The 25,737-nt window shown below is 68.6% G+C and carries 21 protein-coding genes; 9 read left to right on the forward strand and 12 right to left on the reverse strand.

Features of this window, described 5'->3' with window-relative positions; all coding sequences use genetic code 11:
• Positions 1-85: 85 nt before the first annotated feature.
• From BLV57_RS22315 to BLV57_RS22325, 3 genes are all read right to left on the reverse strand, one after another.
• Positions 86-817 (reverse strand): maleylpyruvate isomerase family mycothiol-dependent enzyme, encoded by a 732-nt coding sequence (locus tag BLV57_RS22315; RefSeq protein WP_091291693.1) that lies wholly within the window; start codon positions 815-817, stop codon positions 86-88.
• Positions 818-900: 83 nt separating this feature from the next.
• The gene (ndk, locus tag BLV57_RS22320) at positions 901-1,311 is read right to left on the reverse strand and encodes a nucleoside-diphosphate kinase (RefSeq protein ID WP_091291695.1); all 411 of its coding nucleotides are present in this window, start codon (positions 1,309-1,311) and stop codon (positions 901-903) included.
• A 56-nt stretch (positions 1,312-1,367) separates the two neighbouring features.
• Positions 1,368-2,912: an alkaline phosphatase D family protein gene (locus BLV57_RS22325; RefSeq protein ID WP_091291696.1), complete on the reverse strand. Its 1,545-nt coding sequence runs from the start codon at positions 2,910-2,912 to the stop codon at positions 1,368-1,370.
• 78 nt (positions 2,913-2,990) lie between these two features.
• On the opposite strand from BLV57_RS22325, the gene BLV57_RS22330 reads away from it, so the two are divergent.
• Complete coding sequence (locus BLV57_RS22330; RefSeq protein ID WP_091291697.1) at positions 2,991-5,267, forward strand: penicillin acylase family protein; 2,277 nt, start codon at positions 2,991-2,993, stop codon at positions 5,265-5,267.
• 51 nt (positions 5,268-5,318) lie between these two features.
• On the opposite strand, the gene BLV57_RS22335 is transcribed toward BLV57_RS22330, so the two are convergent.
• From BLV57_RS22335 to folC, 3 genes are all read right to left on the reverse strand, one after another.
• Positions 5,319-6,395: a hypothetical protein gene (locus BLV57_RS22335; protein ID WP_091291698.1), complete on the reverse strand. Its 1,077-nt coding sequence runs from the start codon at positions 6,393-6,395 to the stop codon at positions 5,319-5,321.
• 690 nt (positions 6,396-7,085) lie between these two features.
• Complete coding sequence (locus BLV57_RS22340) at positions 7,086-7,472, reverse strand: DUF4233 domain-containing protein (RefSeq protein WP_091291699.1); 387 nt, start codon at positions 7,470-7,472, stop codon at positions 7,086-7,088.
• Complete coding sequence (gene folC, locus BLV57_RS22345; protein WP_425426017.1) at positions 7,469-9,085, reverse strand: bifunctional tetrahydrofolate synthase/dihydrofolate synthase; 1,617 nt, start codon at positions 9,083-9,085, stop codon at positions 7,469-7,471. Before folC ends, BLV57_RS22340 begins: the two co-directional genes overlap by 4 nt.
• A gap of 70 nt (positions 9,086-9,155) precedes the next feature.
• Between folC and BLV57_RS22350 the strand changes: the two genes are divergently transcribed.
• From BLV57_RS22350 to BLV57_RS22360, 3 genes are all read left to right on the forward strand, one after another.
• Positions 9,156-9,770 carry a class I SAM-dependent methyltransferase gene (locus tag BLV57_RS22350; protein ID WP_091291701.1) on the forward strand — a complete coding sequence of 205 codons (615 nt, stop codon included), beginning with the start codon at positions 9,156-9,158 and terminating at the stop codon, positions 9,768-9,770.
• Between the two features lie 37 nt (positions 9,771-9,807).
• The gene (locus tag BLV57_RS22355) at positions 9,808-12,996 is read left to right on the forward strand and encodes a DEAD/DEAH box helicase (protein ID WP_091291702.1); all 3,189 of its coding nucleotides are present in this window, start codon (positions 9,808-9,810) and stop codon (positions 12,994-12,996) included.
• A 160-nt stretch (positions 12,997-13,156) separates the two neighbouring features.
• Positions 13,157-14,017: an SGNH/GDSL hydrolase family protein gene (locus tag BLV57_RS22360; RefSeq protein WP_091291703.1), complete on the forward strand. Its 861-nt coding sequence runs from the start codon at positions 13,157-13,159 to the stop codon at positions 14,015-14,017.
• Here the strand turns inward: BLV57_RS22360 and BLV57_RS22365 are convergent.
• Positions 14,004-14,792, reverse strand: coding sequence for an alpha/beta fold hydrolase (locus BLV57_RS22365; RefSeq protein WP_091291704.1), 789 nt, complete (start codon positions 14,790-14,792; stop codon positions 14,004-14,006). The two genes, BLV57_RS22360 and BLV57_RS22365, sit on opposite strands and share 14 nt — an antisense overlap.
• On the reverse strand, positions 14,792-15,535 hold the full coding sequence (locus BLV57_RS22370) for an alpha/beta fold hydrolase (protein ID WP_091292000.1): 744 nt from the start codon (positions 15,533-15,535) through the stop codon (positions 14,792-14,794). Before BLV57_RS22370 ends, BLV57_RS22365 begins: the two co-directional genes overlap by 1 nt.
• An 87-nt stretch (positions 15,536-15,622) precedes the next feature.
• On the opposite strand from BLV57_RS22370, the gene BLV57_RS22375 reads away from it, so the two are divergent.
• Together BLV57_RS22375 and BLV57_RS22380 are read left to right on the forward strand one after the other, a co-directional pair.
• On the forward strand, positions 15,623-16,501 hold the full coding sequence (locus BLV57_RS22375; RefSeq protein WP_091291705.1) for a LysR family transcriptional regulator: 879 nt from the start codon (positions 15,623-15,625) through the stop codon (positions 16,499-16,501).
• A 97-nt stretch (positions 16,502-16,598) separates the two neighbouring features.
• Positions 16,599-16,970: a hypothetical protein gene (locus tag BLV57_RS22380; protein WP_143047119.1), complete on the forward strand. Its 372-nt coding sequence runs from the start codon at positions 16,599-16,601 to the stop codon at positions 16,968-16,970.
• A 63-nt stretch (positions 16,971-17,033) separates the two neighbouring features.
• Here BLV57_RS22380 and BLV57_RS22385 read toward each other — a convergent pair whose 3' ends face one another.
• Positions 17,034-19,664 (reverse strand): valine--tRNA ligase, encoded by a 2,631-nt coding sequence (locus BLV57_RS22385; protein ID WP_091291707.1) that lies wholly within the window; start codon positions 19,662-19,664, stop codon positions 17,034-17,036.
• A gap of 90 nt (positions 19,665-19,754) precedes the next feature.
• On the opposite strand from BLV57_RS22385, the gene BLV57_RS22390 reads away from it, so the two are divergent.
• From BLV57_RS22390 to BLV57_RS42915, 3 genes are all read left to right on the forward strand, one after another.
• Entirely contained in the window at positions 19,755-20,684 is a 930-nt protein-coding gene (locus BLV57_RS22390) for a hypothetical protein (protein WP_091291708.1), read from the forward strand.
• A gap of 28 nt (positions 20,685-20,712) precedes the next feature.
• Entirely contained in the window at positions 20,713-23,019 is a 2,307-nt protein-coding gene (locus BLV57_RS22395; RefSeq protein ID WP_091292002.1) for an FdhF/YdeP family oxidoreductase, read from the forward strand.
• 70 nt (positions 23,020-23,089) lie between these two features.
• A complete protein-coding gene (locus tag BLV57_RS42915) occupies positions 23,090-23,296 on the forward strand; it encodes a hypothetical protein (RefSeq protein ID WP_143047120.1) in 207 nt (68 codons plus the stop codon).
• 1 nt (position 23,297) lies between these two features.
• On the opposite strand, the gene BLV57_RS43375 is transcribed toward BLV57_RS42915, so the two are convergent.
• From BLV57_RS43375 to BLV57_RS22410, 3 genes are read right to left on the reverse strand one after another with little or no spacing between them, the layout of a single operon-like run.
• The gene (locus BLV57_RS43375; protein ID WP_176968746.1) at positions 23,298-24,677 is read right to left on the reverse strand and encodes a hypothetical protein; all 1,380 of its coding nucleotides are present in this window, start codon (positions 24,675-24,677) and stop codon (positions 23,298-23,300) included.
• A 3-nt stretch (positions 24,678-24,680) separates the two neighbouring features.
• The gene (locus BLV57_RS22405; protein WP_091291709.1) at positions 24,681-25,226 is read right to left on the reverse strand and encodes a DUF3558 family protein; all 546 of its coding nucleotides are present in this window, start codon (positions 25,224-25,226) and stop codon (positions 24,681-24,683) included.
• Positions 25,223-25,714: a hypothetical protein gene (locus BLV57_RS22410; protein WP_091291710.1), complete on the reverse strand. Its 492-nt coding sequence runs from the start codon at positions 25,712-25,714 to the stop codon at positions 25,223-25,225. The genes BLV57_RS22405 and BLV57_RS22410 overlap by 4 nt, the downstream gene beginning before the upstream one ends.
• Positions 25,715-25,737: the final 23 nt, after the last annotated feature.

Genomic DNA, 25,737 nt, shown 5'->3' on the forward strand with positions numbered 1-25,737 from the left:
CCAGCATCGAGTGAATGGTTGAGAACAAGCTCACCTGATCAGGAGGGCCGTGAGAAGACCTGCGGGTGAACGCTCCCCGAACGGCCTACGGCGTCATTCGGGAAGTGAGGAAAGCGGTGGCCGCGGCCGTGTCCCCGGACAGCTCGACGGAGTCGATCGAGTACCGCTGCCAGAGCAGGAGCAGCAGGTCCTGGGCGGTGCCCTGAGCGGTCGAACCGGGTTCGCCGCCGGCTTCGGCGACAGCGGGGACTTCGCCCGCTTCGACGGCGGCGAGGAACCATTCGTCGCCGGTGTCGGTGGCGCGCAAGGAAAGCGCGGTGGTCAGCGGCGGCGGGGCGTGCCAGCGGGTGACGCGCGGCAGCATGGTCGTCAGGACTTCGTCGATGCCGTCGGCGGCGACGACCGGCGGCAAGTCGAGATGCTCACCGACCGCGGCAGCGGCGTCGAAGAGGTGGACGGCCACCTCCTGGGTCTGGCGGCGGAACCAGAACGCCTTGACCTTTTCGCCCTGCCCGAAGTGCCAGCCGGGCGCGGCGGGATCGGCGTCGCCGAGTGCTTCGAGCAGGCCGCGGGCGGCGTTTCCGTACCAGTCGGCGAGTTCGCTGCCGGGGTCGCTGTCGAACTCCTGCGGCTGCGGTTCACCGGTGATGATGATCTTGGTTGCCCACAGGTGCACGTTGCCGAGGTGGATCGCCAGGTCACGCAGCCGCCAGTCGCCGCAGGATGGCACGGGGGCATCGGCGTCCCCGGTGCGGACGACGCGTTCGAACTCCCCCACCAGGTGGCGCAGGTGCGGGAGATACTCGGCGGGCTGCATGCGAACCTCCAGGCCGGTGGGATTTAGCGGGCTTTATCCCGGGAAAAGCACCCGGGATAAAGCCCGCTGAATCACGGAGTGTTTCAGAGGTCGGGGAACCAGAGCTTGAGCTCGCGCTCGGCCGACTCCGGCGAGTCCGAGCCGTGCACCAGGTTGTACTGGGTCTCCAGCGCGAAGTCGCCGCGGATGGTGCCGGGGGTGGCCTTCTCGACCGGGTCGGTGCCGCCGGCGAGCTGGCGGAACGCGGCGATCGCGCGCGGGCCCTCGACGGCGAGCGCGACGAGCGGGCCCGAGGTGATGAACTCGAGGAGGTCACCGAAGAACGGGCGCTCCTTGTGCTCGGCGTAGTGCTCCTCGGCGACCGAGCGCTCGACGGTGCGCAGTTCCAGCGCGGCCAGCTTCAGGCCCTTGCGCTCGATCCGCGAGACGACCTCGCCGACCAGGCCGCGCTCGACGCCATCGGGCTTGACCAGAACCAGGGTGCGTTCAGTCACGACGGTATTTCTCCTTGAGTGGATTTCGTGTAGTCGAGCGGAGCTTATCCGGCTGGTCAGCGACGCTGCGGCCGCAGGGTCTTCGACCAGAGCGAAACACCCGTGGCGTCACGCAGGTCAACGGTCAGCGCGCCGCTGTGCCCGTCGATGTTGATCTCGCCGAAATGCTGGAATCCGTCGGCAGGCGAGGTGTTCGCGGCCGGTGGCGCGTGCACGAAAACGGCCTGCGGCCCGAACGTCGGGTCGAGCGTGTTCGGGCCGAAGGCGCCGGCGTTGAGCGGCCCGGACACGAACTCCCAGAACGGATCGAAGTCCTGGAAGGTCGCGCGATCCGGCGAGTACTCGTGCGCGGCCGTGTAGTGCACGTCCGCGGTCAGCCAGACCACGCTGCGCACCTTGCGCTTGCGGATCTCGCTCAGCACCCAGGCCAGCTCGGTCTCGCGGCCGCCGGGCGCGCCGGGCAGGCCGTTCGCGACGCCTTCGATGTCCTTGCCGTCCGGCACGGTGAGCCCGATCGGCAGGTCGGCCTGGATGATTTTCCAGGTCGCGGTGCTGCGGTCGAGCGCGTCGACGAGCCAGCGCGCCTGCCTGTCGCCGAGGATGTGGCCGGGCTTGGTGCGGTCGGAGGTGTTGGCGTCCTTGTAGGTCCGCATGTCGAGCACGAAGATCTCGGCACGCGCGCCGTAGCGGAAATGCCGGTAGACCCGGCCGTCGACGGCCTCGCGCCGGTCGATCGGGTGCCATTCGTGGAACGCCTGGAAGGCACGCGGGGCGAGCACGTCGACGCGCTTTTCGGTGTATTCGGGGCGGTCGTTGAGGATCTCGCCGGGGTACCAGTTGTTGACGACCTCGTGGTCGTCCCACTGCACGTAGCTCGGCACCGACGCGGCGAACCGCTTGAGGTTCTCGTCGAGCAGGTTGTACGCGAATTGGCCGCGATACTCGTCGAGTGTCTCGGCGACCTTCGACTTCTCCGGCGTGACGATGTTGCGCCACGTCTGCCCGCCAGGCAGCGCGACGGTCTCGGTGAGCGGCCCGTCGGCGTACACGGTGTCACCGCTGTGCAGGAACAGGTCGGGGTTCCGCGCGGCCATGGCGGCCCAGATGGTCATGCCGCCGCGTTCGGGGTTGATGCCCCAGTTCTGCCCGACGACGTCACCGCCCCACACCAGCCGCAGGTCACGGCGGCTGAACGGCAGCGGCGCCGTGCCGAACCGCCCGGTCAGCGGCTCGCTGCAAGTGCGGTCGTCGTCGGCGACCACGCGGTAGTGGTACTCGGTGCCGGGCAGCAGGCCGGGGACGCGGACCTTGCCGGTGCCGCCGGTCTCGGGGCTCATCACCGGCCCGGCGATCCGGCGCGCGTGCCGGAACGATTCGTCGCGCGAGACCTCGACGATCAGCCGCGACGGCTTGTCGGCGCGCGTCCAGACGATGGCGGAGTCGGTGGTCACGTCGCCCGACTGCACGCCGTGTGTCAGCACGGGACGCGGGCGGACCAGCGGGGACGCTCCCGCGAGCGGGGCGCGGAGTGCTCCGGTGGCGAGCACACCGGCGCCCAGGAAACCTGCGCGCAGCAGGGTACGGCGAGTCGGTTCGGTCATGCGCGGTTTCTATCCCGGCATTACGGCCGGTTGGCCAACGGCGGCTTTCGGGCCGGTGAACCGGCTAGCTTGGAAACTATGCGAGTCCCAGTGCTGGCGGCCTGTGTGCTGACCACCATGTCCTTGCTCACTTCGCCCGCGTCGGCGGGCCACGAACCCCGCGCCACGATCCGCTACACCGAGCACGGCGTCCCCCACATCGTCGCGCGGTCCTTCGACGGCCTCGGCTACGGCTACGGTTTCGCCGCCGCGAAGGACAACATCTGCGAGCTGGCCAACGGCTACCTGACGCTGAGCGCCGAGCGGTCCCGGTTCCTCGGGCCGGACGGCCAGGGGAACGACGCGCTCAGCGGCGCGCGCTCGAACCTCGCCAGCGACCTGCATTTCCAGCGACTCAACGACTCCGGCGTCGTCGAACAGCTGCTCGCCCAGCCTTCGCCGCAGGGTCCGCTGCCCGAGGTCCGGAAGCTCGTCGCGGGCTATGTCGACGGGTACAACAAGTACCTCTCGCAGGGCGTCACCGACCCGGCCTGCCGTGGTGCGGCGTGGCTGCGGCCGATCCGGGACCTCGACGTTTACCGGCACTTCTACGCCGTCGCGGGTGTCGCGGGGCAGGGCGCGCTCGCCGACGCGCTGGTGAACTCCCAGCCCAGCGCCGCCGCCGAGGCCCCGGCCGACGCGGCGAAGATCGCCGCGGCGGCGGACGCCGCGCTGGGCACCGGTGACCTGGGCAGCAACGGCATCGCGATCGGCGCGGAGAGCACCGCTCACGGCAGCAGCGTGCTGCTCGGCAATCCGCATTACCCCTGGCAGGGCGGGCGGCGGTTCTGGCAGTCGCAGCTCACCATTCCGGGGCGGTTCGACGCCTCGGGCGCCAGCCTGCTCGGCTTCCCGCTGATCCAGATCGGGCACACGGCCAACGCCGCGTGGACGCACACGGTCGCCACCGCGCGGACCGTCGGGCTGTACGAGGTGCCGCTCTCCCCTGACGACCGGACGACGTACCTCGTCGACGGCAAGCCGGAGAAGATGACGTCGACGACCGTGCGCGTCAAGGTCAAGCAGCCGGACGGTTCGCTCGCCGACGTCAGCAGGCAGCTGTACTCGACGCGCTACGGGCCGGTGCTGACCTCGTTCTTCGGGACGCCGGTGCCGTGGACCACGAAGTCCGCGTACGCGCTGCGGGACGCGAACGCCACGAACCTGCGCGGCCTCAACACCTGGTTCCAGCTGGACCAGGCGCAGGACACCCGCCAGGTCGTGCGGGCGCTGTCGTCGACCTTGGGCGCGCCGTGGGTCAACACCATGGCCACCGACCGCGCGGGGAACGCGATCTACGCGGACATCCAGGCTGTCCCGCACGTCACGGACGAGCTGGTGAACCAGTGCTCGACTCCGTTGGGGCGCAACCTCTTCCCGGCTTCCGGCTTCTCCATCCTGGACGGCTCCCGGTCGGCGTGCGGCTGGGGCAGCGATCCGGACGCGGTCCAGCCGGGACTGCTCGGGCCGGGCAAACTGCCGCTCACGCAACGCCGCGACTACGCGCTCAACGCGAACGACAGTCCCTGGCTGGCGAACGCGAAGGCGCCGATCACCGGATATCCGCGGATCGTCGGCGACATCGGCACCACGCGCTCGGCGCGCACGCGTGAGGCGTTGCTGAGTGTCGACGGCAAGGTGTTCACGACCGACTCGATGAAGCAGCTGCTCTTCGGCGACCGGAGCCGGATGGCCGAACTCGCCGCCGCGGACGCGGCGAAGCTGTGCGACCTCGGACCCGAATGCGCCGCGCTGGCGACTTGGGATCACCGGTACACGCTCGATTCACGCGGATCGCTGCTGTTCCAGCGTTTCGTGCTGAAGCTGCCCGCCAATCCGTGGAAGGTCGCGTTCGATCCGAAGGACCCCGTCAACACGCCGAACACGCTCGACACCGCGAACCCATTGGTGCGCAAGGCTTTCAGCGACGCGGTCGCGGAGCTGACGGCCGCGAAGCTTCCGCTCGACGCGAAGCTGGCCGACGGGCAGGCGGTCACCCGCAACGGCGAGCGGATCCCGATCCACGGGGCTCCGCACGCGCTCGGCGTGCTGAACGTCGTCACGCCGCTGTGGGATCCGGCGAAGGGCAACGCCGAGATCGTCCACGGCTCGAGCTTCGTGCAGGTGGTCGGGTTCGGACGGGATCGCTGCCCGGACACTTCGACGCTGCTCACATACTCGCAGTCGACCGACGCGACGTCGCCCTACTTCTCCGATCAGACCAAGGAATTCAGCCAGGGCGCGTGGGTGCGCGGGCGCTTCTGCGAGCGGGACATCCTGAGTTCGCCCGCGCTGCGCGTGGTGCGGCTCCGGTAAAGGGTCGTGAGTGTTTTGACCGGTTAGAACCGGCCGTACCACTCACGACCCCTACGCCTCGCGAGGCCTCAGGACGGGCGCGGTGGCCAGTGTGTCGACGACGAGGTCGGCAGGGGCCGCCGCGCCCGGCTCGGGCCGCGGCTCGCCCCGCACCGCGCGGCAGAGCCAGTGCTGCACGTAAGCCACGTACGGATCCGGCTCGCTCGCGGCCGTCAGACGCAAAGCCTTGCGATAAGCCGTCGCCAGCTCGGCGTCGGGGAGCAGGATGGCGAGCCGCTCGGACGTCTCATCCGTCGCCTTGTTGTTCGCGAGGCTGGTCAGTCGCTGCAGCATGAGCGCGGCGAGCTTCCGGGACACCAACGGTTCCTTGAGCTGCGCCGCGATCTCATGGATGTCGTCCGGGTCGTACAGGTCCACCGACTGGAGGTTGCTCCCGTAAAAGGCCCCGACCCGCGGCTGGAACAAATGGTCGCGGACGCCGAGGTGATCGGCGAGCTCCGGCACGGCTTCGACCGGGACCTTCCACAACGCCGCCACGTGCCGGCGCGGCGCCCATTGGTCTTTCGGGAGGTGCACACGATCGACGACCTGCTTGCGTTCCACCGTCACGGCGGGCAGCTGATCCCGCAGCCAGTCCACCAGCCGTCCGCCACCGTCACCCTTCACCCTCGGGCAGGAGAATTCCTCCTGCTCCGCGTGGAACTCGACGTCGAATCCGCTGAGCTCCCCCAGCCTGACGCGGTCGACGACCTCGACTCGCCGCACCTGCCCGATCGGCACCAACGTTGTGCCGATCACCCGCTTGACGTGCAGTATCCCGGTTTCCGCGCGCAACTCGACCCAGCGCACGGCACGCAGCTCCATCTTCACCATCAAAATCGCCACGCCGATCCCGGCGATGCCCAGCAACGCGCCGATCACCAGCAAGGTGTGCCAGAGTGCGGAAAACCCGAAGATCAGCCAGACCGCCGGTATCGTCACCGCGAGGACGAGCGGCCCCGCCAGCAGGAACGGGACGGCCACGCCGCCGACGGCGTTCGCGGCGAGGTAGCGCGGAACGCTGGGCAGGAACCGCAGGCGCCAGCCAGTGGGAGTGGCGGCGGTCACGATTCTGGGTAACACGTCCATCGTCGACCTCCCCTGAAGCAGTCGCTCCAGCCTCCCCCACCAGCCCCCGCGACGGCGACGCCCACCTGGCCGAACTCTCCGGGGTCGTGAGTGTTCCGGCCGGTTAGAGCGAACCGGTATTCGACGACCTACCCGTGACGTGGCCTTGGCTGGCGCGCACGGACGGGGCGTTTCCCACTCACCCGGCCGCGGTCTGGGTGACAAGGGCCGCCCTTGTCACCCAGAGCGTGACAAGGGCCCCCCTTGTCACGTGCCACGGTGGACGAGCCACGCGAGTGGAAGAATTTCTGCACCCAACGGAGCAAACCTTCCACTCGCACCGACACTCGGGCGACAGGTAACCAAGTACCGATCCGCCAGAACCGCACGCAACACTCACGACTGTCTTCGAGTGAGGCATTGCCACGCGAAACCCGAGTTTGGGCCATCCAGTGGCCCAAACTCGGGTTTCGCGAAGATCGACTTCCTCGAAAGTCGCCGGTCTTGCCGCGGCGCGCGTCCACAAAGGACGGAAAGCCCGCCGCTCTGCCTCTTGGGTCGTATTTGTCCTATTTCGCGTGGTCTCCGGAGGGAATGAGCGGGGCTTTTGCGTCGCTCAACGTTGTGAACGTGGCGTTCACGCGGATCGGGGCGGCCAGGACGCGCGCGGGGGTCGTGAGTGTTTAGGCCGGTTAGAACCGGCCAGGACACTCACGACTGCTGTTGGCTGGGCAACGTCCCGGCGGCCATGCGGCGCAGGACGTCCTTGCGCAGCCAGAGCAGCCACAGCCAGATGCCGCCGAAGATGAGGCCGAGGATGCCCACGGCGGGCAGTGTCACGATGAACGCGATCATCACGACCTGCAGCGCCAGCACCACGGGCACCGCCCACGGCCGCTTGACCATGCCGCACAGCACGATCAGCGCGACCGCGATCGCGATCATCGACCACCCGGTCAGCGTGCTGATGCCGCCGCCGACGTTCGCGACCACGGGCAGCGCCAGCGCGACCGCGATGGCCTCCATGATCAGGGTGCCCGACATGACCCCGCGGAACGACTTCATCGGGTCCTTGACAGGCGGCTTGACCTCGCTCATGCGGGTTCCTTCCCGAACAGCGTGCGCGCGTCGCCGGCGGTGACCACCGAGCCGGTGATCAGCACGCCGCCGCCCGCGAGCGGCTCTTCCGGGTCGTCGTGCTGCTCGACCAGGCCGATGGCGGTCTCGACGGCGGCGTCCAGGCTGGACTCGGCGCGCACGCGGTCTTCGCCGAAGACCGAGATCGCGAGGTCGTTCAGCTCCAGCAGCGGCATCGAGCGCGGCGACGAGTTGACCGTCACCACGATGTCCGAAATGGCTGGTTCGAGCGCTTCGAGGATGCCGAGCGCGTCCTTCTCGGACATCACGGCGACCACGGCGGCGAGCTTGCGGAAGGCGAACTCGTCGGTCAGCGCCTGCGCGAGCGCGCGGGCGCCGTGCGGGTTGTGCGCGGAGTCGAGGATGACGGTCGGTGCGGCGCGGACACGTTCGAGCCTGCCGGGCATCTCGACCTCGGCGAACGCCTCGCGGACGGCCTCGGCCACCAGCTGGCGGTCCTTGCCAGCGCCGAAGAACGCCTCGACCGCGGCGAGCGCGAGCGCGGCGTTGGCCGCCTGGTGCGCGCCGTGGAGCGGCAGGAAGATCTGGTCGTAGACGCCTCCGAGGCCCTGCAGCTTGAGCAGCTGGCCGCCGACGGCGATCTCGCGCTCCAGCACGCCGAACTCGCTGCCCGCGCGCGCGACGCTGGCGTCGACCTCGATGGCGCGCTCCAGCAGCACCTTGAGCACGTTTTCGTCCTGCTCGGCGAGGATGGCGACGCTGCCAGGCTTGATGATGCCCGCCTTCTCGGCGGCGATCTTGGTCACGTCTGTGCCGAGGTAGTCGGTGTGGTCTAGCGAGATCGGGGTGATGACCGCGACCTCGCCGTCGGCCACGTTGGTGGCGTCCCAGGTGCCGCCCATGCCGGTCTCGATGACCGCCGCCTCGACCGGCGCGTCCGCGAAGGCCGCGAACGCCATGCCGGTGAGCACCTCGAACTTGCTCATCGGCACCGCGTCCGGCCCGCCCGCACCGTCCACCATGGACACGAACGGCGCGATGTCCTCATACAGGTCAACGTATTTGGCCGCCGAGATCGGCTGGCCGTCGAGCGCGATCCGCTCGGTGACCAGCTGCAGGTGCGGGCTGGTGTACCGGCCGACGCGCAGCCCCATCCTGGTGAGCAGCGCGTCGATCATGCGCGTGGTCGAGCCCTTGCCGTTGGTGCCAGCGACATGCAGCACCGGGTACCCGCGGTGCGGCTCACCGAGCAGGTGCAGCAGCGCGGAGATGCGCGCGGTCGACGGCTCGATCTTCGTCTCGGGCCAGCGCTGGTTCAGCTCGGCCTCGACCCGCATCAGCGCGTGGCGTGCCTCGCGGCCGTTGGGGTCGGCGTGGTGCTCTTCGACGCCCTGGTCGTCGAGCTCGTGCAGCTCCTGGTCCTCGTCGGCGACCAGGTCCGGCACCGGGCCGAGCACCACGTTGTCACCGAGCTGCCCGACGCCGCCGATGCCGCTGCCCGGCCGTCCACCGGCCTCGAAGGCGGGGTCGTAGCCCTCTTCATCGACCAGATCCGGCAGGCCGGTGACCGGGCCTTCGTCTTCTTCGTCGTCGAAGGGCTCGTCTTGCCGCACACAATCTCCCAAGCTCGATACTTTCCGCAGTACACGAGTCTACGTGCGCGTTTACTGGCACTCTCGACCTATGCCGTTCAACCACAACGACCACTACCACCCGCTGCTGCTGCGGCATCTGCCGCCGGGGCCGGGCGTCGCGCTGGACGTCGGCTGCGGGACCGGCCGGTTCGCGAGGCGGCTGGCCGCGGCCGGGTTGACGGTGGACGGCGTCGACTCGTCCGGCCTGATGGTCGAGGCGGCCAGGGCCACCGGCTCGCCGGGCCCCGGCAAGGTGAAATACCGCCAGGCCGACGTGACCAAAGAGCCGCTGCCGATCGAGCACTACGACTACATCTCGTGCGTCGCGTCGCTGCATCACATGCCGATCGAGATGCTCGGCGTGCTGGAGGAGGCGCTGGTGCCGGGCGGGGTGCTGGTGGTGCTCGGGCTGGCCAGGCCCAGCAAGATCCGCGACTACGCGCTGTGGCTCGCGGCGGCGCCGGTCAACCTGGTCGCCAGGGTCGTCGTGCACGCGGGCGAGCGGCTCAACGGCGGCAGCGAGCCCGCGCTGCGCGCGCCGATCAGGGAGACCTACCCGACGATGAGCGAGATCCGGCGGACCTCGCGGGACCTTTTGCCAGGTAGCACCGTCCGGCCGCTGCTGTTCTGGCGCTACCTGCTGGAGTACACGAAACAGCCCTGATGCCGTTTCTGTCGGTGCCGGGGGCTAGCTTCGGAGGATGGCCACACTGCCCGCCTTCGACACCGACGACCTCAAAGACGTCGTCGGTGGTGCGACGTACGCACGCGGCGTCGAGCACGCGAAGCGGTACGCGATCGCGGAGCCCGCGTGGAGCCCGGCGAAAGGCACGCTGAGCGGCCCGGTGCCCGGCAGCCGGGGTGACACCTACCGCGCGACCGTCTATTTCCACACCATCGAGGGCGAGCCTGCCGAGCTGCAGGCCGGGCAATGCACCTGCCCGGTCGGCTACAACTGCAAGCACGTCACGGCGCTCGTGCTGGCCGCCGCCGACGCGGGCAGGCGTGCCGCACGGCCGGTTTCCTGGGAGACCTCGCTCGGCTACCTGCTCGAGCACGAGCCGGTCACCCCGCGCACCCCGCTCGCGATCGAGCTGACGCTGACCGGCCGCAGCCCGCTGGCCAAGCTGGTGAAGCAGGGCAAGCGCGGCTGGATCGCCAGCGGGCTGAGCTGGACGAAGCTGGCCGCGCTGCATCACTACGACGAACATCCCAGCGAGCAGCTCAGGGTGCTGCAGGAGCTGTTCGCGCTCTACCAGGCGCACAATCCGAGCCGGAACTTCTACGGCGACGTGCGCACGATCGACCTGTCCGGGTTCGACAGCCACCAGCTCTGGCCGCTGCTGGAGGAGGCCGCGACGCACGGCGTCCGGCTGGTGCACGGTGGCAAGGACCTGGGTGAGCTCGACCCGCCGACCAGCGGCGACGTCTGCCTGGACGTCACGACCGCGTCCGGCGACGGGCTGGCCGTCGCGCCGTCCATCCGGCTCGGCGGTGTCCCGGCCGACGCGGTGCCGGTGGCGTTCATCGGCTCCGGCGGGCATGGCCTGGTCTATGTGGATCGCGCCGACACCGAGCGGAGCGACGATCCGGCGGGCTGGCGGCTGCGGCTGGCCAGGCTCAACCCGCCCGCTCCCCCACAGCTGCAACGGATGGCGCTGGAGCGGGAGAAGCTGAGCATCCCGCCGGGTGAGCTGCCGCGGTTCCGCGACGAGTACTGCCCGCGGCTGCGCACGGTCGCGACGCTCGTCTCGTCGGATTCCTCGTTCACCCCGCCGAAGGTGTCGGGGCCCAAGCTGATCGTGCACGCCGAGTACGGCAAGGAGCACGCGCTGGAGGTCAGCTGGGAATGGGCGTACCGCGTCGGCGAGTCCAAGTTCCGCGATCCGCTCGGCACCGAGGACGTCTCCGGGTATCGCGACCTCGGCCGCGAGGAGAAGCTCCTGGCCGCGCTGGACGTGCCGCCGGGCTTCGCGCCGAGGCGGAAACGGCTGGCGTGCGAAGGCGTCGACACCATGCAGTTCACCACGGAAGTGTTGCCACTGCTGCGAGGCAGGCCCGATGTCGAGGTCGAGGTGACCGGGCAGCCCGCCGACTACCGCGAAGCCGGTGATTCGCTGAGCATCGGGTTCTCGACGGCCGAACTGGTCGGCAAGCGGGACTGGTTCGGCCTCGACATCGCGTTCTTCGTCGAAGGCCACCCGATCGCGTTCATCAACGTCTTCCTCGCGCTCAGCCGGGGCGAATCCCAGCTGCTGCTGCCGAGCGGCGCGTACTTTTCCTTGCTGAAGCCGGAATTCCAGACGCTGAAGCGGCTGATGGAAGAGGCGCGGATGATGCAGGACAAGCCCAGCGGGCCCCTGCAGATCAGCCGGTACCAGGTCACGCTGTGGGACGAGCTCACCGCGCTGGGCGTGGTCGACCAGCAGGCCGAAGCGTGGCGGCGGCAGCTGGCCGACCTGCGCTCGCTGGACCAGGTCGGCGCGGTCGATCCGCCTGCTTCGCTGACCGCGCACCTGCGCCCGTACCAGGTCGACGGGTTCCGCTGGCTCGCGTTCCTGTGGAAGTTCGGGCTCGGCGGGATCCTCGCCGACGACATGGGTCTCGGCAAGACCGTGCAGACGCTGGCGTTGATCTGTCATGCCCAGGCCTCGGCGCCGTTCCTGATCGTCGCCCCGACGAGTGTCGCGCCGAACTGGGCGGCCGAGGCGGCCCGGTTCGCTCCGGGCTTGAAGGTCGTCGTGCTGACGGACACGCTGAAGAAGCGGAAGCAGACCCTCGCCGAAGCGATCGGGGACGCCGACGTCGTGGTCACCTCGTACACGTTGTTCCGGCTGGACATCGACGCCTACACCGAGCGCGAGTGGGCCGGGCTGGTGCTCGACGAGGCTCAGTTCGTCAAGAACCACAACGCCAAGGCGCACCAGTGCGCGCGCAAGCTCGACGCGCCGTTCAAGCTCGCGATCACCGGCACGCCCATGGAGAACAACCTGATGGAGCTGTGGTCGCTGCTGTCGATCACCGCGCCGGGGCTGTTCCCCAACCCGCACCGGTTCGAGGAGTACTACGTCCGGCCGATCGAAAAACGGGGCGACCCCGAGAAACTCGGCCGCCTGCGCCGCCGCATCAAGCCGTTGGTCAAGCGGCGCACCAAAGAACAGGTCGCCGCCGACCTGCCCGAGAAGCAGGAGCAGGTCTTGGAGGTCAACCTGCATCCCAAGCACCGCAGGCTGTATCAAACCCATCTGCAGCGGGAGCGGCAGAAAATCCTTGGCCTGGTCAGGGATCTCGACAAGAACCGCTTCACCATCTTCCAGTCCTTGACGTTGCTGCGGCGCCTGAGCCTCGACGCCGGGCTGGTCGACGAGGAGCATTCCGGCCTGCCGAGCGCGAAGGTCGACGCGCTGGTGGAACAGCTCCAGGACGTCACCGGCGGCGGGCACCGGGCGCTGGTGTTCAGCCAGTTCACCGGTTTCCTCGACGTGGTAAGGAAAAGGCTCGAAGCCGAAGGGTTCACCTACTGCTATCTCGACGGCAGTACGCGGCGTCGCGGCGAGGTCATCGAGCGGTTCAAGACCGGCACCGACCCGGTGTTCCTGATCAGCCTGAAGGCGGGTGGCTTCGGGCTGAACCTGACCGAGGCCGATTACTGTTTCCTGCTCGATCCGTGGTGGAACCCGGCGTCGGAGGCGCAGGCCGTCGACCGCACCCACCGCATCGGCCAGACCCGCAACGTCATGGTCTACCGGCTCATCGCCAAGGACACGATCGAGCAGAAGGTGATGGCGCTCAAGGCGAAGAAGGCCGAGCTGGTGGCCAGCGTGATGGACGACGGCAACGCCTTCGGGTCCGGTTTGGACGCTGAGGACATCCGGGGCTTGTTCGCCTAGATCGTTGGTTGACCCTAAGCAACATCGAAATCACCCGTTGTTACACCACGGCCGAGTGAACAAAGGTCTTGACCACCCGAACGGCGGCACCGGCTTCGGATCATCGCTGGCTAGAACGTGAACGGAGTCCGTGAATTCCGCTCACGAAACAGAGGTCTCGATGCGTACCGTCTTCACCGCCGCAGCCGCGACGATCGTGCTGCTGGCGTCCACTCTGACCGCTCAAGCCGGGGTGCTGAACTACGTCGCGCTGGGCGACTCGTACACGTCGGGACCGCTGATCCCGCAGCAGCGGAGCGACCCGCTCGGCTGCGGGCGGTCCAAGAGCAACTATCCGGCGATAGTCGCGGCGAGACTCGGCGCGCAGTACACGGACGTCAGCTGCGCCGGGGCGGCGACAGCGCAGATGGCCTACGCGCAGCCGACGGTGTCGGGGACCAACGCGGCGCAGTTCAAGGCCTTGGAGACCTTCACCGACCTGGTCACCGTCGGCATCGGCGGCAACGACTTCGACCTGTTCCGCAAGGTGATCGACGCCTGCCCGCTGCTGCGCGCGTCGGACTCCACCGGCAACCCGTGTGAACGCCGGTTCTCGAAGTCCGGGACCGACAGCATCAAGGCAGTCATCCCGACGATCTCCCAGCGGGTCAAGGACGTACTGGCCGGCATCCATGTCCGCTCGCCCAAGGCGAAGGTGTACGCGATCGGCTACCCCCGGATCCTGCCGCCAAGCGGCTACTGCCCCATCCAGCTGCCGTTCGCCGACGGCGACTACGCCTGGTTGAACAGTGTCGAGGAGGCACTGAACGCCGCCATCGCCGACGCGGTCAAGGCCGACGGCAACTCGTCCTATGTGGACCTCTACGGGCCGTCGCTCGGCCATGACGCCTGCGCGGGCAACGCCGCGTGGATCAACGGCAAGGATGACTCCCGCTCGCCGGCGGCGGCCGCGTATCACCCCTTCCTGGCAGGCATGGAAGGGATGGCCAACGTCGTCTATCAGCAAGTCACTCGTCCATAAAGGACAAGACAGCCGCGGCGAACCCCGCCGGATCCTCGGCGGGGGCGCCGTGCCCGGCATCGAGCCCGGCGCGGCGCACGTCCGGAATGGCCGCGGCGAGCAGCTCCTGCTGCGCGCGGTCGATGATCCGGTCGTGCTCGCTGGCGAGCAGCAGCGTCGGTGCGGTGATCTTCGGCAAGATGTCCCGGAGGTCGACCCGCCGGTCGACCTCGATCTGCCTGGCCGCGCCGACCGGGTCGATCAGGTCGTCGAGCGTCGCGACGAGTTCTTCGTTCGACTCGGTCGTGGCCGTGGCCCAGTAGCGGGGCCCGAACGCCATCAGCGGCAGCATGCGGGCGAACGCGCCGGTGTCCAGCAACTCGAGCCAGTACCGCAGTTCCGCGTCGAAGCGGGTGTCCGTGACGGCCCAGCAAGCGTGCAGCACCAGGGAGTGCACGCGGTCCGGGTGCGTGCCCGCCAGGTGCGCGGCGACGACGGCGCCGAGTGAATGGCCCGCGAGGCGGAACTCGCCGAGCCCGGCGTCGTCGGCGGCCGCGAGCACCTCAGCGGCCAGGTCTTCGACCGTGAGCACGCCGCCGTGGTCGACGGTCAGGCCGGAGCCCGAGTAGTCGGGCGCGACGACGGTGTACCGGTCTCGCGCGGCGTCCGTCAGCGGCAGCCATTGCTCCCGGGTCGCGGCGGTGCCGTGCACCAGCACGAGCCCCGGTCCGCTGCCGGTCACGTCGTAGTGCACGAGCGCCTCGCCACCAGTGATCTCGACGGAGGTCTTCGGCATCAGTCCTCCCCCAGCACCTTGCGCAGCACGGCGTTGAACGCGAGCGGCCGTTCCTGATGAGGCAGATGTCCTGAGCCGTCGATCACGATCAGCTCGGCGCCCGGCGTGAGCGCGGCGCAGGCGCGCGGGACTTCGAGCGGGATCTCGGCGTCGAGCTCACCGTGCACATAGGTGATCGGCACGCTGAGATCCGCCAGCCGCGGGCGCGGGTCGTAGCGAGTGCAGTCGGTGAATAGCTCGTCGATGTAGACGCCCGAATCGAGGACCTGGCGCAGTGTCCAGTCGATCAGCGCCGGGGAGGTTCGTGGCGCGAACCAGTTCGGGAGCCAGCCCGCGAGTGTGCCCGCCCGGTCGGTGACCAGTGCCTCCCGTAGCGCGAGGACCTTGTCGAGCATGCCCGTCGACGGCCAGTACGCCGGTCCGCCGACCGTCACGACCCGCTCGACCAGGTCAGGATGCCGCAACGCCAGCTCGGTCGCGTAGAGCCCGCCGATCGACGAGCCGACGATGACCGGCTTGCCGAGTTCGCTGGCCACCTCGGCCAGGTCTTCGACGTTGGCGTCGATGGTGTTGCCCTGGGACGGTCGCGGTGAGCGGCCGCAGCCACGCAGATCCAGCGTCACGACACGGTGATCACGGATGAACTCCGGCAGCTGCGCGCCCCAGACGCGCCCGCTGGTTCCCCAGCCATGCAAGAAAAGCAGCGGGCGTCCGGTTCCTTCATCTTCTCGGTAGAGCTTCATGGCTTCGAGCCTCGCGGACACTCAGGTATAGACCAATGAGCGAGACGCTCGTACACTCATCACAAGCCGTGATCAATGGGAGTATGCGTGGAACTACGTCAACTCCGGTACTTCGTGACCGTGGCCGAGGAACTGCACTTCGGGCGGGCCGCCGAGCGGCTCCACATCGTGCAGCCCGCGGTCAGCCAGCAGGTGCGGCGGCTGGAGCGGGAGCTCGGCTCCGACCTGTTCGACCGCACCACGCGCAGCGTCACGCTCACCGCGCTGGGACACCGTTTTCTCCCGCATGCCAAGGAAGTGCTCGCGTCCGAGGCCCGCGCGCTCGCCGCGATCAAGGAGCTGCGCGAGGAACGCGAGCACACCATCCGGCTCGGCACCAGCGACGGCATCGGCGACCGGATGGACCGGCTGCTCGCCGCGTTCACCGCGCGGGTGCCCGGCGCGCATCTGGACCTGGTGCACGCGCCCGTCGAGCAGCGGCTGCGCGACGTCCGGTCCGGCGCGCTGGACGCGACCATCGTGCGCGGCACCTGGGACGTGCCCGAGCTGGACTTCACGCCGTTGTGGGACGACCCGGTCGTCGTCGCGCTGCCCGCCACGCATCCGTTGGCGGCACAGGATTCCGTCGCGTTCGCTGAGCTGGCCGGGCTGCCCGCGAGGCTGAGCTCACGCAAGCGCAACCCACCGCTGTTCGACCTGATCACGCGCTGCTGCCGCGAGGCGGGCTTCGAACCGTTGCTGGGCAAGGAGTTCACCACCGCGCAGGACACGCTGGCCACACTCGGCTTCGGCCCGCATTGGACCGTCTTCTACGCCGCGCACGCGAACCTGCTGCCGGTGCCCGGCGTGACCTTCCGCCCGCTGCGCGACCCCGAGCCGGTCATGCCGACCTACCTGGCCACCCGGGCCGACCGCAGGCTGGGCCCCGAGCTGCTCGGGCTCATACACGCGGGGAAAACCCTTTGAGCGCAGGCGATTTCAGCCAGGCTTGAAATCCTGGCAGCGCGAGCACGTGACGGCTTAGCCTGCTGACAGATCCGTGTCGTCATGAAGGGAAGCCACCGTGCTGGGAAACCTGCGTCGAGTTGTCACGACCGCGGCGGTCATGGTCGCCGCCACCTGCACCCTGACCACCGGTGCCCACGCCTCGAGTGGCGACTGGGACTGCCCGATCGACGCGTACGGCTGCATCTTCGACGGGCCGCTCGGCACGGGTGATCGGTACGTCATCCGCAGCTGCGACACGTTCGACCTGCCGCGCGCCTGGTGGGACAAGGCCGACTCGGTGTGGAGCCCTGATCGGTTGTTCACCGGCTACAGCTACTACGCGAACGGCAGCACGAGCACCTACACCACCGGGTACATCAACCACACGGCGGACAACATCAAGTACCCCAACGAAACCGACAGGATCAGGGTCAACTGCGAATCCTAGAAGACCAGGAAGGGCGCTTTCCCCGGGCTGTCCCCCCGGGAAAAGCGCCCTTCCGCCGTGTTGTCAGGCCTGCGGCAGCGTGGCCAGGCGGGCCTTGATCCGCTCGATGTCCGCGACCGCCGTCTCGCGACGGCCCTTGATCTTGTCGACCACGTGCTCGGGCGCCTTGGCCATGAAGGCCTCGTTGCCGAGCTTGCCGTCGGTGGTCGCCAGCTCCTTCTCGGCGACGCCCAGGTCCTTCTGCAGCCGCTTGCGCTCGGCCGCGACGTCGATGGTGCCCGACAGGTCGAGTTCGACCGTCGCGACGCCACCGGCGAGCCCGACCTCGAGCGAGGCACTCGGTGCGAAGCCGTCCTCCGGCGCGGTCAGCCGCACCAGCGAGCGGATCGCCTCGTCATGCGACGCGACCGCGTCGTAGCCGCCGCCGGAGAGCCGCGCCGCGACCTTCTGGCCGGGCTTGAGGCCCTGGTCGGCGCGGAAGCGCCTGACCTCGGTGACCAGCTTCTGCACGTCCGCGATCCGGCCGTCGACGGCCGCGTCGGCGAACGAGGTGTCGGCCGTCGGCCACGAAGCGATCACCAGCGACTCGCCGCCGGTCAGCGCGAGCCACAGCTTCTCGGTGATGAACGGCATGAACGGGTGCAGCAGCCGCAGCACGGTGTCCAGCACGTGCCCGAGCACGGCGCGGGTGTTCGCCGCGGTCGTCTCGGTCCCGTTGTACAGCTGGACCTTCGCGAGCTCCAGGTACCAGTCGCACAGCTCGTTCCAGATGAACGAGTACAGCGCGTTGGACACCTTCGCGAACTGGTAGTCCTCGAACAGCGCGTCCACTTCGGACACCGTCGCGCCGAGCCTGCCGAGAATCCAGCGGTCGGCCTCGGTCAGCTCGGACGCCGCGGGCACCGGGTGCTCGACCGAAGCGCCGTTCATCATCGCGAACTTGGTGGCGTTCCACAGCTTCGTGCCGAAGTTGCGGGAACCGGCCGCCCACTCCTCGCTGATCGCCATGTCACTGCCGGGGTTCGCGCCGCGGGCGAGCGTGAACCGGGTGGCGTCGGCGCCGAAGCTGTCCATCCAGGCGAGCGGGTCGATCACGTTGCCGCGGGTCTTCGACATCTTCTTGCCCTGCGCGTCACGGATGAGGCCGTGCAGGTACACGTGATCGAACGGCTGCACGCCGTCCATCTCGTACACGCCGAACATCATCATCCGGACGACCCAGAAGAACAGGATGTCGTAGCCGGTGCACAGCACGCTGGTCGGATAGAACTTCTCCAGCTCCGGCGTCTTGTCAGGCCAGCCCATGGTCGAGAACGGCCAGAGACCCGACGAGAACCAGGTGTCGAGCACGTCGGGGTCCTGGGTCCAGCCCTCGCCGGACGGCGGCTGCTCGTCGGGGCCGACGCAGACCATCTGGTCGTCGGGGCCGTACCAGACCGGGATGCGGTGACCCCACCACAGCTGGCGCGAGATCGTCCAGTCGTGCATGTTGTCGACCCAGTCGAAGTACCGCTTGCCCAGCTCCTGCGGGTAGACCGTGGTCCGGCCGTCGCGCACCGCGTCACCGGCCATGCGGGACAGCGACTCGACGTTGACCCACCACTGCAGGGAAAGCCGCGGCTCGACGACCGTGTCGCAGCGCGAGCAGTGCCCGACCGCGTGCACGTACGGCCGCTTCTCCGCGACGATCCGGCCTTCCGCGCGCAACGCGGCGACGACCGCGGGTCGCGCTTCGAAGCGGTCCATGCCCAGGAACGGGCCGTGCACCGTCACCACGGCGCGCTCGTCCATGATCGTGAGCATCGGCAGGTCGTGGCGGCGGCCGATCTCGAAGTCGTTCGGGTCGTGCGCCGGGGTCACCTTGACCGCGCCGGTGCCGAACTCGGGGTCGACGTGCTCGTCGGCCACGATCGGGATGCGGCGGCCGGTCAGCGGCAGCTCGACCTCGGTGCCCACCAGGTGCTTGTACCGCTCGTCGTCCGGGTGGACGGCGACAGCGGTGTCACCGAGCATCGTCTCCGCGCGGGTGGTCGCCACGACGATGGCGTTCTCGCCGTCGCCGTAGCGGATCGACACGAGCTCGCCGTCGTCGTCGGAGTGGTCGACCTCGATGTCGGACAGCGCGGTCTGGCATCGCGGGCACCAGTTGATGATGCGCTCGGCGCGGTAGATCAGGCCGTCGTCGAACATGCGCTTGAACATGGTCTGCACGGCACGCGACAGGCCCTCGTCCATGGTGAACCGCTCGCGCGACCAGTCCACGCCGTCGCCGAGGCGGCGCATCTGGCCGAGGATCTTGCCGCCGTACTCGGCCTTCCACTCCCAGACCCGCTCGATGAACTTCTCGCGGCCCAGGTCGTGGCGCGAGACGCCCTCCTTGGCGAGCTCACGCTCGACGACGTTCTGCGTCGCGATGCCCGCGTGGTCCATGCCGGGCAGCCACAGGACCTCGTAGCCCTGCATCCGGCGGCGGCGGCTCATCGCGTCCATCAGGGTGTGGTCGAGCGCGTGGCCCATGTGCAGGCTGCCGGTGACGTTGGGCGGCGGCAATACGATCGAGAACGGCGGCTTGTCCGACGAAGCGTCCGCGGTGAAGTACCCGGCGTCTACCCACCGCTGGTAGAGCGTGGCTTCTTCATCGGCCGGGTTCCAGGCACCCGGAAGGTCGGTTTGAGGCTGAGCGTTCTCGGTCACAACGACAAGTCTACGAACTCCCTCACCGGGGGTAACACTCGCGTCTCACCAGCGATGAATGGATGTTGGGGCACTGGGGGAAGGCAGTCCGTGACGGACGATCACAGCATTGAAACGCACCCGGATCTGATCGATCCGGAATGGCAGAAGCGGGCCGAGCGGGAAGCGCGCCGGGGGTTGCGCAAGGAACGGCCGCCGAAGGTCCGTCGGCGGCGCCGGTGGAACAAGCCGTCGGTCTGGGTGGCGCTCGGGCTGGTCGTGCTGATCGGCGGCGCCGTCTACGTCACGAAGACCTTCGGCCATACCGCGCGCGAGACCGAGGCCCAGCGTCCCCAGCCGACGTTGGCCAAGGTCGCCCGCGTCGACCTCACCCAGCCGTTCGCGCGCACCCCGGCCGAGCTGTGGAGGGAAGGCCTCGCGGGCATCGAGCCAGCCGAGGGCCTGGACGAGGTCAAGCAGGCCATCGCCGCCGCGACACTCGACGAGAGCGCGCTGCGCGAGCACACCGGAAGCGCCTTGCTGGCGGCACTCGCCCCCAACGACGCGAAACAGGTCAAGAAGGTGCTCGAGGGCGTCGACCGGCGGGCCGCCTCGGCTTACATCAGCCAGCTCGCGGACGGATTCCACCTGCTGCCGGTGGCGCCGAGGATCAAGGGCGTGCTGACCGTCCAACCCGGCGAGCGCAAGGGTGAGCAACTCGTGCACGCCGGCTACATCGTCGCGTACGCGTTCTACACCGATCATCCCGAACGGCTCGCGGGACCGGCGCAGATCGTCGCGTTCGAGAGGCACGAGACGGATTACGTGCTGCGCGGCGCGCCCTTCGCGAAGGCCGACCAGGGACTGTGGATCAAGGGCGGCTCCGGCATGAAGTACTCGATCGCGTGTGGTGCCGCCAAGGCGGGTTTCCTGGCGCCGTCCTACAGCGAACTGGACCCCGCGCAGGCAGGCATCAAGGACGAGGCCCGGTTCTACGACCTCAGCCAGACGCTCGACACGAGCGACCCCGGCTGTGCGTAGCTGACCGCTCGGGCGCACCATGGGCATCGTGAGCAGCAACGCGCCTGAGAACGACGTCGACGAGAGCCGCATCAAGGTCGGCAAGCCGAAGAAGTGGGCGGCCGGTATCCCCGGCGTCGCCGTCTCGCTGACCCGCGGCATGGAGCAGATGGGCGCGGCACGCACCGTCCGCACGCTGCGCCTGCTCAACCAGCGTGAAGGTTTCGACTGCCCCGGCTGCGCGTGGCCGGAGCCGAGGCAGGCCGACGGCGAACACCGGCACATCGCCGAGTTCTGCGAGAACGGCGCCAAGGCCGTCGCCGAAGAGGCCACCAAGCGGCGCGTCGGACCGTCGTTCTTCGCGGAGCATTCGGTCGAGGAGCTCGCGGGCAAGACCGACTACTGGCTCGGCCAGCAGGGGCGGCTCACCGAGCCGATGGTGCTGCGCGAAGGCGCCTCGCACTACACACCGATCTCGTGGGACGACGCGTTCGCGCTCGTGGCGGGGAAACTGCGCGAGCTGGCCGACCCGAACGAGGCGATCTTCTACACCTCGGGCCGCACGAGCAACGAGGCCGCGTTCCTCTACCAGCTGCTGGTCCGCTCGTTCGGGACGAACAACCTGCCCGATTGTTCCAACATGTGTCACGAGTCGTCTGGCGCGGCGCTGTCGGCGACCACCGGCATCGGCAAGGGCTCGGTCAGCCTGGCCGACATCCACCGCGCCGACCTGATCCTCGTGGTCGGCCAGAATCCCGGCACCAACCACCCGCGCATGCTGTCGGCGCTGGAGCGGGCCAAGGCCGCCGGCGCGAAGATCATCGCGGTCAACCCGTTGCCGGAGGCCGGGTTGATGCGGTTCAAGAACCCGCAGAAGGCCAAGGGCGTGGTCGGCAAGGGCACCCCGCTGGCCGACGAGTTCGCGCAGATCCGGCTCGGTGGCGACCTCGCGTTCTTCCAGGCGATCGGTCATCTGCTGCTGGCACAGGAGGAAGCCGCGCCCGGCACGGTCGTCGACCGCGCGTTCGTCGACGGCTCGACCGAGGGCTTCGACGACTACGCGAAGCAGGTCCGCGACCTCGACTGGGCCGCCGTCGACGCGGCGACCGGCCTGCCGCGCGAGCAGATCGTGCGCATCGCGCGGATGATCGCCGAGTCCGAGCGCACGATCTACTGCTGGGCGATGGGCCTGACCCAGCACAAGCACGCGGTGCCGACGATCAAGGAGATCGCGAACCTGGCGCTGCTGCGCGGGATGATCGGCAAGCCCGGCGCCGGTCTGTGCCCGGTGCGCGGGCATTCCAACGTGCAGGGCGACCGGACCATGGGCATCTGGGAGAAGATGCCGGAGAAGTTCATGGCCGGTCTCGAGCGCGAATTTGGCATCAAGGTGCCTCGTGACCATGGCCTGGACACCGTCGATTCGATCCGCGCGATGCGCGACGGCCGCGGCAAGGTCTTCTTCGCGCTGGGCGGCAATTTCGCTTCCGCCACCCCGGATTCCTCGCTGACCGAGACCGCGCTGCGCTCCTGCGAGCTGACCGTCCAGGTGTCGACCAAGCTCAACCGTTCGCATGTCGTGCATGGCAAAACGGCCTTGATCCTGCCGACGCTCGGGCGCACCGAACGCGACGTGCAGGCCTCGGGTGAGCAGTTCGTGACGGTCGAAGATTCCATGTCGGCGGTGCACCCGTCACGTGGCCGTCTCGCACCGGCGAGCGCGTCGCTGCGGTCCGAGGTCGCGATCGTCTGCGGCCTCGCATCGGCGCTGCTGGGCGCCGATCACGCGGTGCCGTGGGCGTCCTTGGCCGACGACTACGACCTGATCCGCGACCGCATCGCGGGCGTCGTCCCCGGCTGCGACGACTACAACCGCCGCGTCCGCGAACCGGACGGTTTCGTACTCCCGCACGCGCCACGCGACGCGCGCGAGTTCAACGGGACGGCCAACGGCAAAGCCAACTTCACGGCGTCACCGCTGGAGTTCCCGGCGATCCCGGAAGGCCGGTTGCTGCTGCAGACGTTGCGCAGCCACGACCAGTACAACACCACGATCTACGGCCTGTCCGACCGCTACCGCGGCATCGAAGACGGCCGCCGCGTCGTCTTCGTGAACCCCGGCGACCTCACCGCACTCGGCTTCGCGGACGGCGAGATCGTCGACCTGGTCTCGGAGTGGCGCGACAGCGAGCGCCGCGCGGAAGCGTTCCGGATCGTCTCGTACCCGACGGCCCCCGGGTGCGCCGCGGCCTACTTCCCCGAGGCCAATGCCTTGGTGGCACTGGATTCCGTGGCCGACACCTCGAACACCCCGGTCTCGAAGGCCATTGTCATCCGACTGGCGCATCGCAGTTGACTGGCATCGCACGCAAAACCGCGTTACAGTTAGTGGAGTAGTCCACTAGCCGTTTTCGGGGGGAGTGCCCATGTTAGCCCGCAGGACGATGGTCAGCGCCTGGATGCGGTTGTCGCGATCGAGCATGATCGCGTATTCCGTGTACCCCACGCAGAACGAAGTCGAGATCACGGTCGACGAAGGCGAGTTCGACCTGGTGATGACCGGTGAAGCGCTCGAGCACTGCATCGAACGCCTCACGTGCGCGCTGGCCGAGCTGAGAGCGGCCCAGGGGTAGGTCAGCCAATGACCGGCGGAACGACCTTCACCCCGTCCGGCCCGATCGAGATGTTCGCGTCGAACATCTCGTCCGGGTCATCACCCTGCACATACTTCGACTTACGCTCTTCGTCTTCTTCCTTCTTACCCTTGTTGGCACCCGCCCTGGCGGCGCCGGGCGCACCGGCCTTCCCCGCCGCGGTCGTACCCCGCGTCAGCCGCTCATTGGCCGCCTTGGCACCCCGCTCGGCGCCACTGCCCTTGCCCTCACCGAGCTTCTCCTGCGCGGCCTTCGCATCGGTCCCGAGCAGCCGACCGGCCGCACTCCCCCGCCCGGCCCCGGCCCTGCCCTTGCGCTCGATATCGCCGCCGGCGCCGCCGAGCTGACCACCACCGAGCCCCATCGGCCCCAGCCCAGGCCCGGCATTCGGCACCTTGGGCAGCACTGGATTGGGCTGCCCGGTCCCCGGCGGAGTGTTGCCCGGCCCGAACACCCCCGAGCCAGTACTCCGCCCAGCCGACTCCGCACCAGGCCCGGGCGAGGGCGAAGGCACCACGCCGGGCCCGGTCCCCGGACCGCTTCCCGGCCCGCTGTACGTCCCACCGCCGGTGCCAGGCGCGAACCCGGAGACCTTAGTCCCCTCGTCATGCCCGACCGAGCCCTGCCCGCCCAGCGTCGGCGCGGGCGCGTAGGCGGGCATGGTCCGCCCGGTCTCGTAAAGCCCGCCGTTCATCCCGGTGACGACCTGCGCGGCCTTCTCGTGCGCCTCCTGCGCCCGCTGCTGCTGCGCGGCGATGTCGTCCATCATCTTGACCCCGGCCTGGATATCAGCCGGATTCGGGCTCACCAGCTTGTCGGCGGCTCGGTCCATCGCCCCCTTCTGATCAAAGGGAACAACAGGCGGCATTTCCCGCCTCGCGTGGTCCACGGCGGCCGACTGCTGCGAATACCGGTTGCCTGCCAGCGCCGTGGCCTCACTGGTGTGATTCAGCCAATTTCCGGACTGCTGAAGGAAAGCGGCAACCCGCGCACCGGATTCCCCTTGCCAGTCGGACTCCTCGGCACTGGCGGCGGCACTGGCCGCCTGCGAACTCTCAGCCAGCACATTCGCGAAGTTCGTGATCTTCTCGCCGTGAATGTCGATCTCGACGGCGTTGCCGGACTGGACCATGTCGAAGAGCGCCTGGTGGTCGTAGCCCATGGCGTCGACGTCCGAGGGCGCCAGGCCTTGGCGGAACTCCTGACCCTGCTGGAAAGCCTCACCTTGAGCCCTCGAGTACGCACCGGCCGCCTTCTCGGCGAACTCTTCGGCTTGCGCGGTGAACGGAGTGTTCCCCGACGCCTGCGCGGCCTCGTAAGCCTTCTTGTAGACGTCCGCCGCGTACTCGTATTTGGTCATGCCTCAGTTCCCCTTAGGCAAAAACGGCTCAACCTTCTTGGCCACGGACATCGCGAAGTCGCAAGCCTCGTCCGTGGAGCCCGCACTCAACACGACATTCACGAAGGCACGATTCTTATCGCCCACAGCCACTGCGACTGCGCAACCACCCTTGGACCCGACGATGTCGCGGAGTTGGGCAGCCGGACGCCCATTGACGTCCCCGTCATGGATCTTTGACGGATCACTGGTGAAATCCTTGAGACCCAGTCCACTGTGCAACGCCAGGCCCGCCGTGCCGTAGCCCGCCTTCTGCGCAGCGCAGGAGTTCGGTCCACCCGCACGGTCCGGCTCGCCCGCCGGGAAACTCTGACCGGCCAGCGCCTCATTCAATAAGTCGCACGACTTCAGATCACCGAAGACGGTTGAAGCAGCGGAGGACGACGGGGTTCCGGATACTGCGGGAGCAGGCTCAGCTTTTCCGGGCGTGTTGGGGGAACAACCCGCCAGCAAAGCCACGCCCACCACCGGAGCCACTAGGCGGACACATACTTTCAGCACGTGGTTCATTTTGCTGGGTTGATCTTTCTCAACGCTTGGTCATGGGCGGACTCGGTTTCCCGGTAGTTGCGCATAGCGATGTCGATCGCTTCAATCAAGGCTTCAAACCCAGCCTGCATGTCGTCGGCTGCCGGCACCAGAGACCGCTGATCACCGTCGATCATGCCAATGACATGCCGTTTCACGGTCTGAGCGTATGGCCCTTGCCCGAGCGCCGGCCCTTCCTTGAGCTGCGCCAATCCGAATTTCATCGACGCGTAGCCGTCGAGGTATACCCGCGCCGCGCGCTTGGCGTGCTCCCCGCCCGCCTCGTTCACCGCGAACTTCCCCTGCTTCGCCAGGCTCTTCACCTGCTCCGCGTTCGACCTGAACACCGAAGCCGTGGCGGCGTCCACCGGCCCGGGCTCGGCGACGATGCCTGCCAGGAACGACCCGCTGGCGTCACCGGCAGGCGTCCCTTTCTCGGCTCTCGACTGGGTGTCGAAACCATCAGGCATGTCCGCTCAACCTCCCCGTGCAC

Source organism: Amycolatopsis xylanica (genome assembly GCF_900107045.1).
Taxonomy (GTDB): domain Bacteria; phylum Actinomycetota; class Actinomycetes; order Mycobacteriales; family Pseudonocardiaceae; genus Amycolatopsis; species Amycolatopsis xylanica.

Bases quoted from the DNA above. Each gene is read 5' to 3' on its own strand.
- BLV57_RS22325 (WP_091291696.1), bottom strand. From the start codon at position 2,912: ATGACCGAACCGACTCGCCGTACCCTGCTGCGCGCAGGTTTCCTGGGC.
- BLV57_RS22410 (WP_091291710.1), bottom strand. From the start codon at position 25,714: ATGCCTGATGGTTTCGACACCCAGTCGAGAGCCGAGAAAGGGACGCCT.
- BLV57_RS22370 (WP_091292000.1), bottom strand. From the start codon at position 15,535: ATGAAGCTCTACCGAGAAGATGAAGGAACCGGACGCCCGCTGCTTTTC.
- BLV57_RS22405 (WP_091291709.1), bottom strand. From the start codon at position 25,226: ATGAACCACGTGCTGAAAGTATGTGTCCGCCTAGTGGCTCCGGTGGTG.
- BLV57_RS43375 (WP_176968746.1), bottom strand. From the start codon at position 24,677: ATGACCAAATACGAGTACGCGGCGGACGTCTACAAGAAGGCTTACGAG.
- BLV57_RS22340 (WP_091291699.1), bottom strand. From the start codon at position 7,472: ATGAGCGAGGTCAAGCCGCCTGTCAAGGACCCGATGAAGTCGTTCCGC.
- BLV57_RS22355 (WP_091291702.1), top strand. From the start codon at position 9,808: ATGGCCACACTGCCCGCCTTCGACACCGACGACCTCAAAGACGTCGTC.
- BLV57_RS22360 (WP_091291703.1), top strand. From the start codon at position 13,157: ATGCGTACCGTCTTCACCGCCGCAGCCGCGACGATCGTGCTGCTGGCG.
- BLV57_RS42915 (WP_143047120.1), top strand. From the start codon at position 23,090: ATGTTAGCCCGCAGGACGATGGTCAGCGCCTGGATGCGGTTGTCGCGA.
- BLV57_RS22350 (WP_091291701.1), top strand. From the start codon at position 9,156: ATGCCGTTCAACCACAACGACCACTACCACCCGCTGCTGCTGCGGCAT.
- BLV57_RS22365 (WP_091291704.1), bottom strand. From the start codon at position 14,792: ATGCCGAAGACCTCCGTCGAGATCACTGGTGGCGAGGCGCTCGTGCAC.
- BLV57_RS22335 (WP_091291698.1), bottom strand. From the start codon at position 6,395: ATGGACGTGTTACCCAGAATCGTGACCGCCGCCACTCCCACTGGCTGG.
- BLV57_RS22330 (WP_091291697.1), top strand. From the start codon at position 2,991: ATGCGAGTCCCAGTGCTGGCGGCCTGTGTGCTGACCACCATGTCCTTG.
- BLV57_RS22315 (WP_091291693.1), bottom strand. From the start codon at position 817: ATGCAGCCCGCCGAGTATCTCCCGCACCTGCGCCACCTGGTGGGGGAG.